The following is a 17,671-nucleotide window of genomic DNA, read 5'->3' as shown; positions in this document are numbered from 1 at the left end:
ACAGATTTTTGAACACTACCCTTTTCAATTTAAATTTGCGTTTCTAATACTGCTCACCAAGTGCCTTTATGAAATACTTAATTCGAGCATTAGTTGCTTTTTTACTCAATTTTGTTGGCATCTGTTGAGTTAAGTAATTGATTGTAAGTAACTGTTATAGCTTGTTTATATCATTCTTATATGTTGTTAGCATAGATTTAGGCATTCGCTTTTCACATAAAAAATATAATTACTAAAAAGGATAATTAGTATGACAATCAAGATAAATGAAGCACTTAAAATAATAACTTTGATACTTGGCGCTTCTACTTTACATACGCATGCACAAGATGCTGAACCAATGTCGTGTCATTGGCAGCTTACTCATCAAAACGAGATGGGAACTTTCGAAAGTCAATACTGTAGTCATCCTATGGATCCGGGTGCCCCAGACATTGTTGTCGCAAATAGGGCCATTATTCCGAGCTATGGAATTTGTAATGTCGAGAGGCTTCACGGATATCGCACAGAGCTTAAAGGCACAGTTCAAATAACCGGCTCAACGACTTTATGTTATGGGCATTCAGTGTCTTTTCTGCCTGCGCCCCAAAAACGAATTGTAGAGGGGGTAGAAGAGATGTTACTAGAGTGTAATTGGGAACAGGGTCAAAATAACACCCACAAACTTATGTGCAGTAACCTACAGGGTCAACTAAATCGTGTGCTTGTTGCAACTAAGCTGCAATCCGGTAATTCCACAGCTTGTGTGCTACATTTTAATAGATGGGCACTCAACTATTTTGAAGGTGGTACTGTGATTGTCAAAGAGCCATCGCCCACTGCGTGTGATGTAGACCCAGTGTACTTTAGGCCTTTCCCTGAAACGCGTCTTATTGATGGCGTAGAAGCGGTACTGCTTAAATGTGAATGGCGCGGAGAGAGCAATAAATTTCAAGTTAAACAATGTTTAGATGTCGGCGCTGAAGGTAATGAAGTTGCTGTTGCGTATCGAATGAATGGAGTAGAAGAGTCGTTATTATCATCCGCAAATAGGATGCTGGGCAACGGGCAAATCATTGAGGCGAAAGAGCTTAGCCAGATTTATCCGCCTCTATACTTTAAGGCAAATTAAGTAGGTTATTAATAAGGCATATATCTATCGAGTCTTTCGCTATATGCCTTTACTTTATGATGTCTGGTTAGAAGTATTGGCTATTGAACCCATGTTGAATACCTTTTTGGGATCTGATTGTATTAACATTTTTTTCATCTAAATTTTCTATTGTGTGTCTGTGAGGTAGACAGCAATTATATTGGTTTGGTAGTCAATTAGCGCCTCTGCATTCAACGGGATTACTACAGTGAGTAAGCTTTAAAGAGCGCATAACTTCAATTTTAATAGTTTAGTTCACAAACCTTATATTACTGCGTTACTAAATTACGAAAGTTAAGAATAGGTAGTACAATGGGATTCTCAATTACAATTGATAATCAATATCACTTGAGGTTTTTGAGCTAACGTTCATTTAAAAGGGTTCTTAAGTTATTATTTATCAATGTTATTTAAATTAAAATTTTGTTGACTAATTTGGATGGTTTATATAGTTTAAAACATGTTTTTAACTAAAACATATACAAGGATATTAAAATGAAACAAAAGAAGAACCTTAAAGTAAAAAAAATCAACCTAGTTGAACTTAATAAAGTTGTTGGTGGCGAAGTTGCTAACCAAAACTACCGTGCTGCTCGTGTAGAAGCGTCTGAGCTTTACGCAATGCGTTAATATGTGATATGCACATGAGGTTTAGCTAGTCAATTTTAAGGGCTGGCTAAGCCTATTTAAATCCCCTGTTATTTATGTAGTTGTCTATTATCGTTATTAATAACTAAAAGTAATATCAAATTCATAGGTAACTGCACTCATCTATAGAAGCTTTTTATAACTAGCTAAAGTCAGAATTATTTATGGGCTCTACAATGAAAGTTTATTTTTTTGTTACTGGTAATTTGGCTGCGGAAACATTGCTGATTGCCGCAAATGAACTAAAAAGTAAATGTCCTGATTTAGCGGTAGAGTTGTTGACGGACGGCGTATTACCAACATTACCCAACGATTTTGTCTCTTCCAAAATGAAACCGCACAACATAGCAAAAGAAATTGGGTTGAAGAAGGGAGATATCGTTATCACCGGCATGATGTGGCCAGGTGATAAAGAGAGAGCAATTTTTAGAGAAGCAAGAGAATCTAAAGCAAAATCAATAGTTTTACTCCAAGATATATCTGGTGACGCAAATAAATTTATGTACCAAGGCGAGCTACACTTACCTGACCATATTTGTGTATCTGATACACTCACGTATGAAAACCTAATAAATATAGGCATTCCTAAAAATAAAGTTGTGTCTTTAGGTAGTTTATACCTAGATAACTTATTTAAAGAAATTGAACAAGAAAGCAATAATAACAATAATAAGAGAATTGGTTATTTAACTGTTCCAAATTTGAGTGATTTTAAAAATTGGGGCAGTGATTATGGATACAATGAAATCGAAATTGGTAAAGAATTGGTCGAGCTGGGTGGGCGATTGAATATGGATCTAATTATTAGAAAACACCCAAAAGAACTTGCTTCTGATAAATATGATTACCTAGGTTCTAGCTCTATAAAATGTGAAGTTACAAGTCATAAAGATGCTTCAATAATCGATTTCATATCTTCATGTGATGTTGTTGTAAGTACATATTCAACAACATTAATAATCGCAAAAAAAATGGGGAAAAAGGTCGTTTCTTATCAACCTACCAGCAATAAGCCTTTTAGAGGCGATGTCTATAAGCGCTTAGGTATCCCTGTCACAAAGTCTATAGAAGAGTTGTATAGTCACTTGTTGAGCTCAAGCTTTCAACAAGGTAAGTGTGATCTTGATAGTGTAATATTTAATTATAATCACTCAGGTGAAAAGTTCTCCTCTTTTATCGATGAACTAAGATATTAAATTTATGATTGACGTTATTATACCCGCAACAAACAAAAGAGAAGTTGATAAAGTCGTCAGTCACTTTATTGCTCTGGGGGATTTTTTTGGAAAAATCATCATCGTTGATTTTGATAAAAGTTCGCCATCTTTGACCCAGAAGCAGGTCGAAGAGTTTAATAAAAGTATTGACCTTTCGTACATTTTTGTCATTGAGCAAGCGTATTTCAATAAATCTATAGCGATCAATGTTGGTTATGAGTATGTTACAAATGAGCACGTTTTAATTTGTGATGCGGATGTTTTATTAGACAAAAAATTTTTTGAAAGGGCTTTTGAAGTTTGGTCAATCAATAGAGATATGGGGTGCGTTTTTTCGCCAGAATATGTGATTGAGTCAGATAATGGTGAAATAAGAAAGGGCCCTGGGATATGTCTTTTGAAATCCTCTCATTATAAAAAAGTCGCAGGGTACTCCAGTGATTATATAGGGTGGGGGATGGAAGATGTTGATTTCTTGCAAAGGCTCGAGTATATCGGCGTAGAGCCTCAAAAGATTGCCCACGCAATTCATTTAAGTCATTCAGATGAAGTTAGAACCAGAAATTATCACTGTGATTCAGTCTCTCAAATGAGAATGGAAAATCGTCAGCTTTTTTCAAAGAAACGTGAAGCTAAAAATCAATATGGCACTTTATTTGTTGATGTAAAACATGTTTCTCGAGAGGTGTGTTTGTGTTAGCAGAAACAAATATCAGTTTAGAAATAGATTACTACGAAGAAATTAGAATTGAAAATACCAACCACTGTGGCTACAAGTGCTTTTTCTGCCCAAGGGAAGAGCTCACTCGCGATCGCGGGTTTATGAGTATTGAAGACTTGGCGCTTGTATTGGATAGGGTGGGAGAATACAAAGGTAAAGTTGACCTACATGGATTTGGAGAGCCTTTGCTAGACAGATCTCTAGCACAAAAAGCTAGCTTGATTAAAAAAGTGTGGCCGGAAGCAAAATCGAGAATCATTTCCACTTTAGGTGTACCACTCAAAGATAACGCGATTGATGAAATTGTTATGAGTGGACTAAGTACCATAGAAGTGAGTTTCTATGGGGTCGACGAGGCTTCTTATAAAGAGTCCCATGGTGTTAACAAATTTGAGCGAGTCAAAGAAAACATTGCACGGATAATGTCTCGAATTCGCGCTTTGGGGTCGGCTATGGAGCTCGTGATTAGAGAGTTTCCAACGCATGATGACATTACGCAGCCAGGCTATACAAAAAGTAAAAAAGAAGAGCTTGCAACTTGGCTTCAAGATCAAGGTGTGAAGGTTTTCAGACAAAATGTGATCCATAACTATGGAGGTGGGCGTGCATATAACAAGCCTGAGACCAAAGGGGTGTGCTCAGTTGTCTGGGGGTTTCGAAAACGTATTTTACAAGTAACTTGGGATCTAGACATTATTCCGTGCTGTTTTGATTCAAACTCAACAGTAATTTTCGGAAATTTAAGAAAGCAGCAATTGTCAGAGGTATTTGCTGGAGAAAAGTACACAGACTTCATTGAAGCGCATAAGAAAAATGAAATCAGCCAATATGATGTTTGTGTAAAGTGTGAACGCTGTTTCAAGCCATGATGGATATGTTATGACAAATTTTACTGTGACTGATGATCCAAAAATATCTTGCTTATGTCTAACTAGCAACAGGATAAATGAATTCAAAAATGCATACCTGTATTACCAAAATCAAAGCTACAAAAACAAAGAATTTGTAGTTGTATGTAGTGCAGATGATTATCCCACGGTTGAGTATGTTGAAGAATTACAAGCTAAAGACGAGAGTGTAAAAGCGTGTATCGTTACTAACAGACATGAGATTACATTAGGCGACCTAAGAAACTTATCAATAAATGAAGCTCAAGGTGAATATATTTGCATCTGGGATGATGATGACACATATCATCCTGATAGGTTGAGTGTGAGCCTGTCGGAGTTACGCCGATTAGATGTACCAGCTGTGGCAATTAGTAATGTCATAATGTTCGATGAGCGAGATGAAAAGGCATATATTTCGCCTCATAGAGAGTGGGAGGCCTCGCTTTTTTGTAGTCGACGCTTTCTTATAGAAAACAATTTGAAGTATCCGAGTTTGAATCGAGGTGAAGATACGCCGCTGCTTGAAGCGTTGAATAAAAATCTATCTTTGATTTTTTATCCACATCTCTATATTTATAAAGTACACAGTAAAAACACATGTCCAACAGAGCATTTATCTAAGCTTATTTACCGCTCTATTCCCCTTATGCCCCATGAAAACACTTGGATCCAGAACATTGTTAAAGGGTCATTATTAGAGAACAAGAACTTTAATTGGCTGACAGAGGTCGATTATAAACTTGCACAAAGGCGGCCATATAAACAGATTGTCGCAGAACTGGCCATAGAGGTTTAAAAGGATGAGAGCATTTGTCTTACTGAATACAGTCATCGGATTGTTTTTTTGTGCTTCAAGCGCAAGCAAGGAGATTGCACTTACATTTGATGATGCGCCTTTACCGGGTAATAGTTTTATGAGTGGTGAAGAAAAGACACAAAAAATCATCAAGGGTTTGCAGGCACAGCACGTAAGCGATGCTTTATTTTTTGTTACCACAGGTAATATAAAGGATAAACAAGGCATTGACAGGTTAAATGCTTATACAAAAGCAGGCTTTCATTTAGGCCATCACAGTCATGGCCACTTTTCTCTGAATAAATCCACTAGTAATGACTATTTACTCGATTTTTATCAGTCTCATTTGATTCTTCAAAGCTATGACAATGTTTTAAAACTACACCGCTTTCCATTTTTGCATTATGGTGAAACACAGGAAAAAAGAAAGCAAATTAAAGCAAGATTAGAGGAATTACAGTATCAAATTGGCTACGTCACAGTGGACAACTTTGATTGGTACATTAATAGCAAGTTACTTGAAGCAATCAGTAAAAAGAAATCGATCAATTACGACAAGCTCAAAGAAGTGTATGTTGAAACCATTTGGCGTTCGATCGAGTTCTACGATCAAGTAGCTGTTAAGCATCTCGGTACAGAAGTGAAGCACGTTTTATTGCTCCATGAAAACGAGTTAGCAGCTTTGTTTATTGGAGATTTGGTGGCGCACATTAAAAGTAAAGGTTGGAAAATTATTGCGCCAAGTGAGGCTTACGAAGATCCAACGCTTTTGAAATATAGCGCTAGTTTTGAATTTAATAAGCAAGGCCGTATTGCTGCTATGGCACACGATAAAGGTACTGATAAAGCTTTACTGAGATCTGAGGCTGAAAATACAAAATATTTAGATGATTTGCTCCAAAGGAACAGTGTATTTAAGTAAGTATGGAAATTAAAAAACGAATTTACCTTATTGGTTTTGATTTAAGTGGTGGGCTGGGGCTACACCGTTATTTTGTTGATAATGGATATAATTGCACGTTTGGTGACGAAGATGGTTTTTCTTCGAGCGCTTTAAACAACTACCAAAATGGTTTGCCACTGATAAACGGGTTTGAATCTTGCCAGTTTTTTACTCAAATTCAGCATGAGGATAAGAATGGCGATTTTATCTATACACATGAACGAGTTCTAGACACGCTGCTTGAAGAACAGCCTAATGCGCTGTTTATTTTCAATTACCTTCCTGTTGAAGGGTGGTTGGAGCAAAGAGCAAACTGCTATGGCTATTTACCTAAAGCGACTAAGGCCCTTAATTTAAACGAAGCACAAGTGCTTGAACATTGGCGTGCTTATTATCTCGCGTATTACGAAAAAGTGGTTAGTCGATTAAAGGGGGCGCAAAACTACTTTGCTTATAACCATTCAAGTGATTGTGTACTTGAATTAACACGCTTTTTAGCACGACATGACATTATATTAAATTTAGCTGCATATGAGCCTATCTCTGAAATAAGAGGAAGTACTGAACAGCGGTTTCACGTTAAGAACATACGTGAAGCAGCATTATATTTCCGCTATCACCGTTTCGATATAGATACCGCAATCAATTTACTGCAAGAGGCTGAAAAACATCAACCTTGCCGATACTACTTTAAAGATGAATTGAAAAAATGGAAATTAGAAAAGAAAACTTGGAAGAGCGAGTAGAGCAGCTACAAAGCTTAGGCTCAGACATTGAGCATATCAACGGGACTTTAACTAAACATTTACTGGGTACATATCACCTGCTGAAAAGTTGGGATTTAAGCGAAGAGTTATGTTTGGCTGGTCTGTTTCATGCCGTATACGGCTCAGACCCGACACGCTCTAGACTACTAGGTGTCGAAAAAAGAGCCGAAGTTGCAAGTATGATAGGTTCAAGAGCCGAAGAGCTAGTATACATGTTTTGTTCTTGTGACAAACCTAAAGTTATACCTAAAATTGGTACGAAGTCACCAGTCACGTTTGTTGACCGATTCACAGGAGAGCACGCTCCTTTTCCTGAAGAGTTTCTTAATGACTTCTGTGAACTAACCATCGCAAACGACTTGGATGTGGCAAGAAATAAAGCTGTAGAACAATATCACCAAGATCTTCTCAGAATGTTTAAAAATATGTACCCCTTAGTGAGTGAGAAAACCCAGACTGAGTTAGATAAGTTGTTTGCCCAGTTTCTTCCGTGAGGGGCTGGTTTTGAAAATGACATTACACAATCTCAAAGAATCGGACTTACCTTTCTGTTTTTTCCAAGTAATAAACGAGAAGTTAATTGTTGGCGGACAACCCACTGAGCAAGACTTAATGGTGCTAAAGTCGCACGGTGTCATGCGCGTGGTGAATTGCATTCCTGACTATGAGCAAAAGTGGAATGAGCAAGCCATTGTATCCCAGTTGGGGATGGAATATTTAAGCATAGGTTTTGATCGAATTTCAGGCATTACAATTGCCAATGCAAAAACATTAATAGCTACTTTGAAAACCTGTTCAGATCAACCCACTTTCTTGCACTGTTTAACAGGAAATCGCATTGGCATTCTAATTGCCGTTTATCACTATTTTTTACTTAGAAAGCCTGAAAAAGACGCCATGTCAGAAGGAGTTTTCTGGGGAATGCGAGATAAGGCAGCATTTATGAACATTGTTGAGGAAAGTATCCAATGAGTAACTTCATAAAACTAGATGACGTTGTCTTGAGTAACATTGAGTTACCTGACAGCTTCGTCATATATAAAAATAAACCCCTTGCAGATTTGGATTTTACTGATCCTGAGTTTGAACGTTACGGTGGCCGGAGTATCAGTAATCATGGCGGTGGTGCCAGAGCTGCTAATTATGGTAATTACCAAGTTAAAGGTGTTGGATTGACACCCTTAGCGGGAGAAATCAAAGGAAGCAACTACAGCCATGGTACTGTGCCTTTAGTCGAAGCTTTAGTTGAAGCCGTCTACTCGGAGGTGCTCAAAAATGTGTTGCCAGTTGGTGTCGCCGACTTTCATGGTGTGATTTACACAGGTTCTAATACAGCTTTTGAATTTGATGAAGCCAAAGAAGGGGAGCTTAAAGCAACCCATGGTGCGCTGTTCATTAGAGAAAAGTGTGAACGTCCAGCTCATTATTTAAGAGCGTATACCTTTAAAGTTAAACCTGAATATGAGCATGTTGTAGAACCAGATTTAGAACGAATTAGGCGTGTAATTAAAACGTTGGCAGATGAGTGTGGCTCTCCTGAGGGCTTTCTTGAATTTGTTGCTGGTTTTTTACAAGGCTGCGCAGAGCAGTTTGGTTTTTCACGTGTTGCAGGTATTACACATGGTGCCATGACACCGTCTAACATTTTGATGGATGGTGGTTGGATTGATCTTGTGACGCCAACATTTGTGGATAGAGGAAGAAATTATCGCGTAGCGAACTTAACCTACTATCAAGAGCCAACTATTGCTTTAGAGGTTTCTCAAGAATTATGTGATACCTATTCGAAATTCAATCAAGTGACTTTTGATACAACTATTTTGCATGATTATTATACCTCTTCACTCGATATGAGTGTTGACTACCATATGCCTTATATATTCGGTTTAGATAGGGATGTTATGGCGTCTATAGAGCTTAATAGCAAGGCAGCAGAGTTATTTGGCAAATTTAAAAAAGCACTTAACAAAGAAAGCAGAGTTTATTTTACCGGGAACTTAGGAAATGAAGCCTCAAACACCTTTAAAGCCCCATTAATAGCAATCTTTACATCGGCGCTTAATGACAAAGGATCCGTTGAATACGACTTATATCATGCAGCTTATGCTCAATATGAACATAAAGAGCGTGTTACGTTTGAGGCATTTGTAGTTCTGTGCTTTATTAAAGCGATGAAGCGTGATTTATTATCAGCGCTTTATTTTAGAACACATGTTGAGGACAACCTAGAAAAGTCACTTGAGCAAGCCGGACCGCAATGCATTCAAAATTTGATAGATGCTTATAGGTTAAGTTCTATGTGGGTGTTTGACGATGAGCTGAACAAAGAAGAGATCATTTATCAAAGTACAAACGGATTATCTCGCTACGTTTTTGATGGTGTAACACTCAAGATGGTAAGTGGAGCTCAATGTAGTGAGCGACCAGTTTCTGCACTAAGTTGTGAAGATATAAGTTGTGATTTTTTCCAGGCCCATCGTGATATATTTTTGCGCTATTTTGATACTGTCAGTACGGTAATTGGAGGATTAGTAGATGAGTAACGTACTAGATAAAGACACGACTTTAGCTGACATCATGCGTTTTAGGGCTGGAATAAACCTAGAGACAAGCATAGAAGAATTTCGTCTTATTGATTATTCAATTGAGAGGTCAAAAATATACATAATGCGTGACAAGGCTACTAATTTTGTTCAAGCGTATATTATTTGGGCTGATGTTATAGACGAAACCTGGCAGCGCTATTTACAATTAGGTACTCCCCCAATCTATAGCTATGAATGGGAAGAAGGTGATATAGGCTTAGTACTCGATGTGGTTTTAAACCCCAGTTACCGTTTAAACATACTAGCGAAAGTGTCTGATCAGTTTTTAAACTCAAAATACGTATATAAGCGAAATGCAAAACCGTATAAGTTTGGTAAAGCCTTAAAGAAACTAGCGGGTATAAAAAAAATTTCAGAAGGTAAGCTTATTTCCTTGTGATGTGCATAGTACATTTCAGACATGATTATACAAATGAGTATATGTGTCACCTGCTCAATATGAAGCAGACTACTATGATAAATTAACAGGGTCAGGTAAAGAGGCCTGACTTAAACAAAATAGTCTCCGATGAACTCGGGGCGATTCAATGTGTAAGTTAGAGACTTGCTAGGTGGCTTGTCATCAAGTAGGTCTTTTTACTGTACCGTAGGCTTAATTTCGTCAACCTTACATATTTCCCTGAATTGACCACGTATTAACGGCTATTCACAGAATTTTTGAGACTTTGATTCTTCTGTTCAATACCCTAGGAGCTAGAAGAAATCTAACAATTATAATTTCTTAAATCAGGAAATTAGATTTTTATTGCCACAACATGTATGCCTGACTGATCAGGTTTCGCTTTTTGGAAGTATTTTTATGATTAAAAAACTTAAGTCTATTAAGTCATTGAGCTGTATGTTATTGCCTTCGCTTATGGTCACTTGGCATGCTGAGGTGTCAGCGAACAATAATGGTATAAGTGGTTTAGTGCCTGAAGACTATTTTGATTTTGTATTTATGGGCGAACCTCAAATTGCTCCAAATGATGAAACGGTCTTATTTGTGAAAAGAACAGTAAATGAAGATGCAAGTGGTCGTAATAGTCAGATCTATAAAATCAACAAATCTGGTACGGTTTCTGAGTTTACGCAAGGCACAGGTGATCGCGCGCCAAGGTGGTCTGCGGATGGTAGCAAAGTTGCATTTATTCGTTCTGTTGATGGTAAACCTCAAGTCTTTATGATGCCAGCCAACGGTGGAGAAGCTAAGCAGATTACAGCATTGACACAAAGTCTCTCTGGCTTTGAGTGGCTGCCGTCAGGTGACAAACTACTGTTGACATTGCGTGTTAACGCTGAAGATGAAAAATCAGATGCTGTTGCCAACTCTGTATCAGAAAGCAGACCTACCAAGCGTGTAAAACCTGACATTGTCGTTGTAAAGCATGCCCAGTATATTGGCAATGGAACTGGCTATTTAAGTGATAAACGCAGACACCTGTTTATATTTGATATCCAAACAAGTGAATTAACACAGCTAACTTCAGGTGAAGATTGGAACGCAAATAGTCCCGTAGTTTCTAACGATGGCAATTACGTTTATTTTCATGCGAATAGAACAGGTCTAGAATACGAAGGCGATTCAAATTCAGATATTTTTCGTCTAGAGGTAGCAACAAAAAAAATCACTGCGCTTACCCATCACGAGCATGCACAATATAGTGTTAGTTTATCTGAGAGTGATGGCCTGTTGGCGTACGTGCACCAAGAAGACACCTATGAACAAGCAGATTTGATCGTTGCAGGAAAAAATTCGAAAGTAAAAAACCTTACCCAAAATTTTGATAGGAATGCATCACACGCAATTTGGGCACCAGACAATAAGCGGCTTTACTTCACAACCAATGACCATGGCACCAATAGACTCTTTTCGGTTTCAGTAAAAACAGGCGAAGTAACGAAGCTAATTAACGAAAATAGAAGCATTAAAAATCTAGCTGTGTCCAATAACGGTGACTACTTAGTTTTTACAGTGGAGAGTTCGACTGAATTGCCGGAGCTTTATCGCTATAACATTAAATCAGAGGCACTCACTCAGCTCACGAAGTTTAATGAGGCACTTCTCGCTAAGAAGGATCTGTCGCCAGCACAGAAGCTTTGGTTCACCAATGAAAAGGGGATGGAAGTTCAAGGTTTTATTCACAAACCTCTGGATTTCGATAAAAATAAATCCTACCCACTTATTTTGAACATCAAGGGAGGCCCAGGTGGCATGTGGGGGCATCAGTGGTTTCATGAAAATCAAATGTATGCGGCACAAGGTTATGCAGTTGCCTATGTAAATTATAGAGGAAGCAGCGGCTATGGCACTGCGCATAGCAAGGCTGTGCGTAAAGATTATGGTGGAGCAGATTACAGAGACAATATGCAATTTCTTGATGAGGTACTTGCACAAAACAAGTGGATAAACAAAGAGTCGTTGTATATTACAGGCGGTAGTCATGGCGGGTTTCTAACAAATTGGATCACAACCAAAACCGATCGGTTTAAAGCTGCTGTAACTCAGCGCAGTGTCAGTTCATGGATATCCGAAGCGGGTACTCAAGAGTACACGCCAAATCAGATGACGAAAGAGTTCGGCGGTAACTTGTGGACCAATTTTGATGCATATTGGGACCGCTCACCACTAAAATATGCTGATAAAGTTTCAACACCAACGCTAATTATTCATAGCGATGCAGATATGATTACGCCAATTGGGCAAGGGCAAGAGTGGTTTTATGCATTGAAAGCTAACGACGTGCCCGTTGAAATGGTGGTATTCAAAGGCGAAACGCACTCTCTTTCACGCACAGGGACTCCAACAAACCTAGTAGAAAGGTTAACGCGTATTATGGAGTGGTTTTCTCGTTATCACTAGTAATGACAGGTTTGACCCAAGGCTTTAACTTGGGTTAAACCGCGCAGTCTTATGAGATAGAGGAAGTTTTTTATACTTGTATTTTGACTTCCCCCAAACAAATTCAAGCACTTCGTTAGAGTTAGTTTAATTAAATCGTGAGAGCGCTGACGCACAGTAGTCTGTCACAAGTATAAAGTATATCTCAATTATGCAGTAAGACACATCGGCAAGTGCCATATTCATATTTGTTAATTCAATCGTACCACACTGCGAAAAGTATATTCGTATTATTGTGTTCTTAAACTGGCTAGTAAAATACGCATACCTTGCCATAAGTAAAGCAAGCATTGCTCCGAAAGTGTGAAAGTGAGTGTAAGGGCAAATAGCAGAGTACGAATTCTTCTATAGCGAGATGTGTGCTGGGTTACTATCGCGCGACGAGCTCTCTACATTTTTATAGAGTAAACAATAAAATGCGTAGAAATAGTGTACATTATAAACTAGCCTATTAGAACGAGAACTTTAATTCAATACCATAAACGGTAGTAAATAATGTCCATGGGTAAACGGCTTGCGATAGTACTACATATTATTTGGATATTAGTGGCTGTGATACCAAGCACATGCTTTGGCAGCATCCCAATACTTGCTAATCAATATTCAGTGAAAAAACTGACTGCTGAAGAGGGGTTCGCATCTCCTGAAATCTATTCAATTATCCAAGATCAGCAAGGGTTTCTCTGGTTCGGCACTGCTGAAAATGGTGTGATGCGTTACGATGGACGCAAAGTCACATTATTTGAATTCGACAGCGACAATATCAATGGCTTATCCCATAATGATGCTGGCAATCTAATGTTAGATAGAAATGGCGGTATATGGGTTGGTACATGGGGTGGCGGGGCAAATCGCTATGACCCAAAAACGGGCCAGTTTGAGAGCTTTATTCACGACCCTAAAAGAGCCGATTCAATTTCTGCGAATAGAATACAGTCCCTGTACCATGATTTAGACGGTTCTATTTGGTTGGGATCATATGATAAAGGTCTAAACCGGTACATTGAAAACGACCGTTTTGAGCATGTTCAGGTGGGCTCGAGCATTACTCAAGGTTTGTCGCATAATCGCATTTGGGACATAGAAAATAATGACAATGATAGCTTGTGGGTTGCAACAAGTTATGGCTTGAATTTGTATGACAAACAACAGAATAGCTTTCGATACTTTTTCCCAGACCCTAGCAATGACACGCCAACGGGTGCCAACGAAATAAGGCATATTTTGAAAACTTCAAAAGGGGAGCTTTTTGTAGGTACGCAGCAAGGCCCTTTTTCATTTGACCCCATAACTGGAGAATTTTCTGAAATTGGAGTCATTGGGAAGGTTCATTTGGGGCAAGTTAACTCTATGATTGAAGATCAAGATGGATATATTTGGTTTGTTACCAGTAAAGGTGTTTTTAGAAAGTCCAATGTAAGTGAACAATTAGTCCAGTTAGAGCTTGAACATAACAATGGGCTTAGAATCATATTTGAAGATAGCGCAAAAACCATCTGGATCACCAATGAAGTATATGGAATATTTAAGCTGGTCCCACACCGTAAATTCAAACCAATCAATAGCCCAGATTTAATCGCGCCCAATGGCATAACCGCGGATAAAAATGGCGACCTTTTAATAGCAAATTCTGAGTCTCGCTTATTGAAATGGGAAGTGTCTTCACAAACTTTACACCAATTGTCTGCGCCCGTTTTTAATGAACAAAACGGATTTGAAAGTAACGCTTTGCTTGAGCGCCCTGTTTTATATTTGGACAACCAGAATATACTCTGGATGGCTTTAGACAAAGGGATAGCCAAGTTTTACTTAGATACTAAAATAAGTGAATTAATAAAGTACCCTAGCACCGAACCGTACTATAGAGAGTTTAGAGAGATCCGTGCACTTTCCGCGGATAAACACGGCAACCTATGGATTGGGACTTATAAAAATGGGGTATATATTTATACTCCAAGCACAAATACGTTTAAACATTTAGATTCTTCTTATGGACTATCACACCCAGAAGTATTAACAATCTACAAAGACAAATCTCAGAATATCTGGGTTGGCACCGGGGGTGGTGTAAATTTGTGGGTAGAGTCGAGTCAGAAGTTTAAGTCGTTTGTGAATGATGCATACAAAACGGACAGCTTGTTGGGCAGCATTGTGCAAGACATCCATCAATCACAAGATGGCGCTATTTGGATAGCAACTCAGCAAGGGCTGAACTTGTATCAAGAAGAAGAGAATAGTTTTATACATTACAGTACCCAAAATGGATTGCCGAGTAATTTGATTCGGGCGATTTCGGATGATCAGGAAGGGAATTTATGGTTAACGACCAATAAAGGCATCACTAAGTTTTCTCCATCGACTGGGAAGGTACGTAATTTCGATAGCCGCAATGGGGTGCTCGGTTTAAATTACTATCCAAGTAGTCTGATTAAGGGTAAAAATAATACAATTTTTACGAGTAGCCAACGAGGCGTTGAATACTTTAGCACACAACCGTTGAAGTCAAATCGCAGTGACCCCAACTTAGTGTTGACTGGATTTAATAAAATGGGTCAGCCGGTCAGGCTAGATAGACCCTATGCGTATATAAACGATATTTATATTTCATACCTTGATTACATTTTTTCTTTTGAATTCTCTGTGTTGGACTTTGTGTCTCCTAGTAAAAATCAATATGCATACAAACTGGAAGGCTACGATGATAACTGGATAGAGATAGGGAATAGAAATACAGCCTCGTTTACTAATTTAGATGGGGGAACCTACACATTTCAGGTTAAGGCCACAAATAGTAATGGGTATTGGGGCGAAAATACTTTGTCTATCCGATTGCATGTTGCACCGCCTCCTTGGAAAACATGGTGGGCCTATTGTTTTTATGTTTTGGCGATTGCTATGGTTGTTTTTACCGTCATTTATTTACGTACTAAGCTACAAAAAGCTGAGATAGGCAGACAAAAGCAGTTTGTGATTCAACTCGAAAAGCAGGTATCTGAAAAAACAGCGTCACTTAAAATGCAGGCAAAAGACCTAGAAATAGCGTTAAAAAAAGCAGAAGAAGTCACGCGCTTAAAGTCAGAGTTTTTGGCTAATATGAGTCACGAAATCAGGACGCCAATGAATGGTGTACTCGGTATGCTAGAGCTTTTGAAGCACAGTAGTTTAACACCAGAGCAGGTCCATTCGGTTAACATTGCAAGTACAAGTGCACACTCGCTGCTGACTCTGATTAATGATATTTTGGATTTTTCTAAGATAGAGGCGGACAAACTAGAGTTGGAGCTAATAGACTTCGACTTAAAACAGATGGTTGAACAATTATGTGAGTCTATGGCGCTTTCTGCTCAATCCAAAGGAGTCAGCATCATTGTAGATTTGGTAGACGTAAATTCACCAATGGTAAATTCAGATCCTGGACGTATCAGACAAATTATTACCAATATATTAAGTAATGCGATTAAATTTACCGAGCGGGGTGAAATCATTGTTCGCGCTAAGCTTGAACCTGATAGCAATGAAAAACACCTACTATTTACTTGCCAAATACAAGATACAGGTATTGGGATCCCTGAGGAAAAGCTATCCAGTTTATTTGATTCATTTATACAAGTGGATGCATCAACAACGCGTAAATATGGTGGAACAGGGTTGGGTCTCAGCATTACCAAAAAGTTGTGCCAGTTGCTAAATGGCGATGTGAGTGTTTCGAGTAAAATAAATCACGGCAGCTGTTTTGAATTTACTTGTGTAGTGACTAAAAGCAATAAACTCAGTGGATCAGAACCTTCTTTTGAACAGTTAGGTTTGGTCGCGCTATTGGTTGACCCCGTTACATCAAGTAATAAAGCTATTTGTAAACAATTACAGCGTTGGGGAGTCAGGACGTTTGATATCTCTAATGCCGAGCAAGCATTAGAGATACTATCGTCTAATCGCGTTGATATTGTATTTTTTAATAAAACATTACCTGATATGAGTGGGGAGTCGCTGGCAAAACAAATTAGAAAGCTCGCGCCAGATAAAGGCATAAAGCTTGTGATGATGAATCTATTGAGTGAGCACTATGATGCGATTGAGAATAGCTCGGTGCCACTGGATGGTCATTTTTCAAAACCAGCCACGATGAATGACTTATTATCTGCGTTATCGACCTTGAATGGTGAGTCTAAAATTGGTCACCATGAGAATAACTGCATGCAAAAGCAACAAAAAGAAGTAAGTACGGAAGCGTCTTCTTGGGCAAATGGTACCCGAGTATTGTTGGTTGAAGATAACAAAGTAAATCAACTAGTCGCAATGCGCATTTTAAATGGGATCGGGGTTACCACTGAAATTGCTGAAAATGGTGTTGAGGCATTGGAGAAACTTGCTGAAGTTGGTAGTACCAACCCTTACTCAATTGTGTTAATGGATTGCCAAATGCCTAAAATGGATGGTTACGAAACCACTAGAAATATCAGAGCGAAATCGGCAGGAGTAAATCAATCAAGCATCCCCATTGTCGCTATGACTGCGAATGCGATGCAAGGCGACAAACAAAAGTGCCTTGATGCAGGCATGGACGACTATATCACCAAGCCGATAGAAGCGGGTAAAGTGCTAGAGAAGTTAAAAGCATGGGTGCTTAAATCCCAGCAACCAAAGTGGCAATAGCAACACCAAAACACGACTGGGTTTACCTTGCAGTGACGTTCGCTCTGCTTACACATAAATCTTTGGGTGATTTTTATTAATATGTAAGTAGAGCGGGACGACTAAACTAGCTCACTTTCAATTAAGACTGTTAGAAATAGTGATTGTATTTGATGCCTAACGAATGGCTACTGTGCTCGCTATTTTCGGCAAAATCCCAGATCATAGCAACGCCTTGGTCTGTGCTGGGGAACCAACTAAATACGAGATTTGCCTTGAGTATAGAGGCGGTTTTATGCCACTTACCAGAACCCCAACTCACCTCCGTTGAAAGCTTTGAGTCATTAACCAAGCCTATGATTAGGCAGGATTTTATCTGCGAGTACCACTCTTGATCACGAATATTTGAGGTCACTCCGTAAGCGTCGCCTAAACCAC

General features: G+C 38.7%; 15 protein-coding genes. 14 read left to right on the top strand and 1 reads right to left on the bottom strand.

The features are described from left to right. Positions 1-250: 250 nt before the first annotated feature. The 14 genes from N482_RS00555 (at position 251) to N482_RS00495 (ending at position 17,254) form a co-directional block, all read left to right on the top strand. On the top strand, positions 251-1,111 hold the full coding sequence (locus tag N482_RS00555; RefSeq protein WP_063375246.1) for a hypothetical protein: 861 nt from the start codon (positions 251-253) through the stop codon (positions 1,109-1,111). A gap of 516 nt (positions 1,112-1,627) precedes the next feature. After that, positions 1,628-1,762 (top strand): hypothetical protein, encoded by a 135-nt coding sequence (locus N482_RS25840; RefSeq protein ID WP_269202094.1) that lies wholly within the window; start codon positions 1,628-1,630, stop codon positions 1,760-1,762. A gap of 194 nt (positions 1,763-1,956) precedes the next feature. Beyond that, entirely contained in the window at positions 1,957-2,976 is a 1,020-nt protein-coding gene (locus N482_RS00550; RefSeq protein ID WP_063375245.1) for a hypothetical protein, read from the top strand. 4 nt (positions 2,977-2,980) lie between these two features. Continuing rightward, a complete protein-coding gene (locus N482_RS00545; RefSeq protein WP_063375244.1) occupies positions 2,981-3,697 on the top strand; it encodes a glycosyltransferase family A protein in 717 nt (238 codons plus the stop codon). Continuing rightward, the gene (locus N482_RS00540) at positions 3,691-4,587 is read left to right on the top strand and encodes a radical SAM/SPASM domain-containing protein (RefSeq protein WP_063375243.1); all 897 of its coding nucleotides are present in this window, start codon (positions 3,691-3,693) and stop codon (positions 4,585-4,587) included. Before N482_RS00545 ends, N482_RS00540 begins: the two co-directional genes overlap by 7 nt. Before the next feature lie 10 nt (positions 4,588-4,597). Then, positions 4,598-5,404, top strand: a complete 807-nt coding sequence (locus N482_RS00535; protein WP_063375242.1) for a glycosyltransferase family 2 protein — start codon at positions 4,598-4,600, stop codon at positions 5,402-5,404. A gap of 4 nt (positions 5,405-5,408) precedes the next feature. Next, positions 5,409-6,326, top strand: a complete 918-nt coding sequence (locus N482_RS00530) for a polysaccharide deacetylase family protein (RefSeq protein ID WP_063375241.1) — start codon at positions 5,409-5,411, stop codon at positions 6,324-6,326. Between the two features lie 2 nt (positions 6,327-6,328). After that, positions 6,329-7,093 (top strand): hypothetical protein, encoded by a 765-nt coding sequence (locus N482_RS00525; protein ID WP_063375240.1) that lies wholly within the window; start codon positions 6,329-6,331, stop codon positions 7,091-7,093. After that, the gene (locus tag N482_RS00520) at positions 7,057-7,608 is read left to right on the top strand and encodes a DUF6817 domain-containing protein (RefSeq protein ID WP_063375239.1); all 552 of its coding nucleotides are present in this window, start codon (positions 7,057-7,059) and stop codon (positions 7,606-7,608) included. The genes N482_RS00525 and N482_RS00520 overlap by 37 nt, the downstream gene beginning before the upstream one ends. Positions 7,609-7,624: 16 nt before the next feature. Then, positions 7,625-8,086: a beta-lactamase hydrolase domain-containing protein gene (locus N482_RS00515; RefSeq protein ID WP_063375238.1), complete on the top strand. Its 462-nt coding sequence runs from the start codon at positions 7,625-7,627 to the stop codon at positions 8,084-8,086. Beyond that, on the top strand, positions 8,083-9,657 hold the full coding sequence (locus N482_RS00510; RefSeq protein ID WP_063375237.1) for a hypothetical protein: 1,575 nt from the start codon (positions 8,083-8,085) through the stop codon (positions 9,655-9,657). Before N482_RS00515 ends, N482_RS00510 begins: the two co-directional genes overlap by 4 nt. Continuing rightward, positions 9,650-10,099: a hypothetical protein gene (locus N482_RS00505; protein WP_063375236.1), complete on the top strand. Its 450-nt coding sequence runs from the start codon at positions 9,650-9,652 to the stop codon at positions 10,097-10,099. The genes N482_RS00510 and N482_RS00505 overlap by 8 nt, the downstream gene beginning before the upstream one ends. 420 nt (positions 10,100-10,519) lie before the next feature. Then, a complete protein-coding gene (locus N482_RS00500) occupies positions 10,520-12,562 on the top strand; it encodes a S9 family peptidase (RefSeq protein ID WP_081227601.1) in 2,043 nt (680 codons plus the stop codon). 534 nt (positions 12,563-13,096) lie between these two features. Continuing rightward, on the top strand, positions 13,097-17,254 hold the full coding sequence (locus N482_RS00495; protein WP_081227599.1) for a hybrid sensor histidine kinase/response regulator: 4,158 nt from the start codon (positions 13,097-13,099) through the stop codon (positions 17,252-17,254). A 130-nt stretch (positions 17,255-17,384) separates the two neighbouring features. On the opposite strand, the gene N482_RS25080 is transcribed toward N482_RS00495, so the two are convergent. After that, the coding region (locus tag N482_RS25080) for a hypothetical protein (RefSeq protein WP_196765283.1) at positions 17,385-17,671 on the bottom strand (287 nt) is incomplete at its 5' end.

The organism is Pseudoalteromonas luteoviolacea NCIMB 1942, from assembly GCF_001625595.1.
GTDB lineage: Bacteria > Pseudomonadota > Gammaproteobacteria > Enterobacterales > Alteromonadaceae > Pseudoalteromonas > Pseudoalteromonas luteoviolacea_A.
The sequence above is the reverse complement of the archived record's forward strand: the minus strand, read 5'-3'. Positions and strand labels throughout refer to the sequence as shown.

Bases quoted from the DNA above. Each gene is read 5' to 3' on its own strand.
- N482_RS00555 (WP_063375246.1), top strand. From the start codon at position 251: ATGACAATCAAGATAAATGAAGCACTTAAAATAATAACTTTGATACTT.
- N482_RS25840 (WP_269202094.1), top strand. From the start codon at position 1,628: ATGAAACAAAAGAAGAACCTTAAAGTAAAAAAAATCAACCTAGTTGAA.
- N482_RS00550 (WP_063375245.1), top strand. From the start codon at position 1,957: ATGAAAGTTTATTTTTTTGTTACTGGTAATTTGGCTGCGGAAACATTG.
- N482_RS00545 (WP_063375244.1), top strand. From the start codon at position 2,981: ATGATTGACGTTATTATACCCGCAACAAACAAAAGAGAAGTTGATAAA.
- N482_RS00535 (WP_063375242.1), top strand. From the start codon at position 4,598: ATGACAAATTTTACTGTGACTGATGATCCAAAAATATCTTGCTTATGT.
- N482_RS00530 (WP_063375241.1), top strand. From the start codon at position 5,409: ATGAGAGCATTTGTCTTACTGAATACAGTCATCGGATTGTTTTTTTGT.
- N482_RS00525 (WP_063375240.1), top strand. From the start codon at position 6,329: ATGGAAATTAAAAAACGAATTTACCTTATTGGTTTTGATTTAAGTGGT.
- N482_RS00520 (WP_063375239.1), top strand. From the start codon at position 7,057: ATGGAAATTAGAAAAGAAAACTTGGAAGAGCGAGTAGAGCAGCTACAA.
- N482_RS00515 (WP_063375238.1), top strand. From the start codon at position 7,625: ATGACATTACACAATCTCAAAGAATCGGACTTACCTTTCTGTTTTTTC.
- N482_RS00510 (WP_063375237.1), top strand. From the start codon at position 8,083: ATGAGTAACTTCATAAAACTAGATGACGTTGTCTTGAGTAACATTGAG.
- N482_RS00505 (WP_063375236.1), top strand. From the start codon at position 9,650: ATGAGTAACGTACTAGATAAAGACACGACTTTAGCTGACATCATGCGT.
- N482_RS00500 (WP_081227601.1), top strand. From the start codon at position 10,520: ATGATTAAAAAACTTAAGTCTATTAAGTCATTGAGCTGTATGTTATTG.
- N482_RS00495 (WP_081227599.1), top strand. From the start codon at position 13,097: ATGTCCATGGGTAAACGGCTTGCGATAGTACTACATATTATTTGGATA.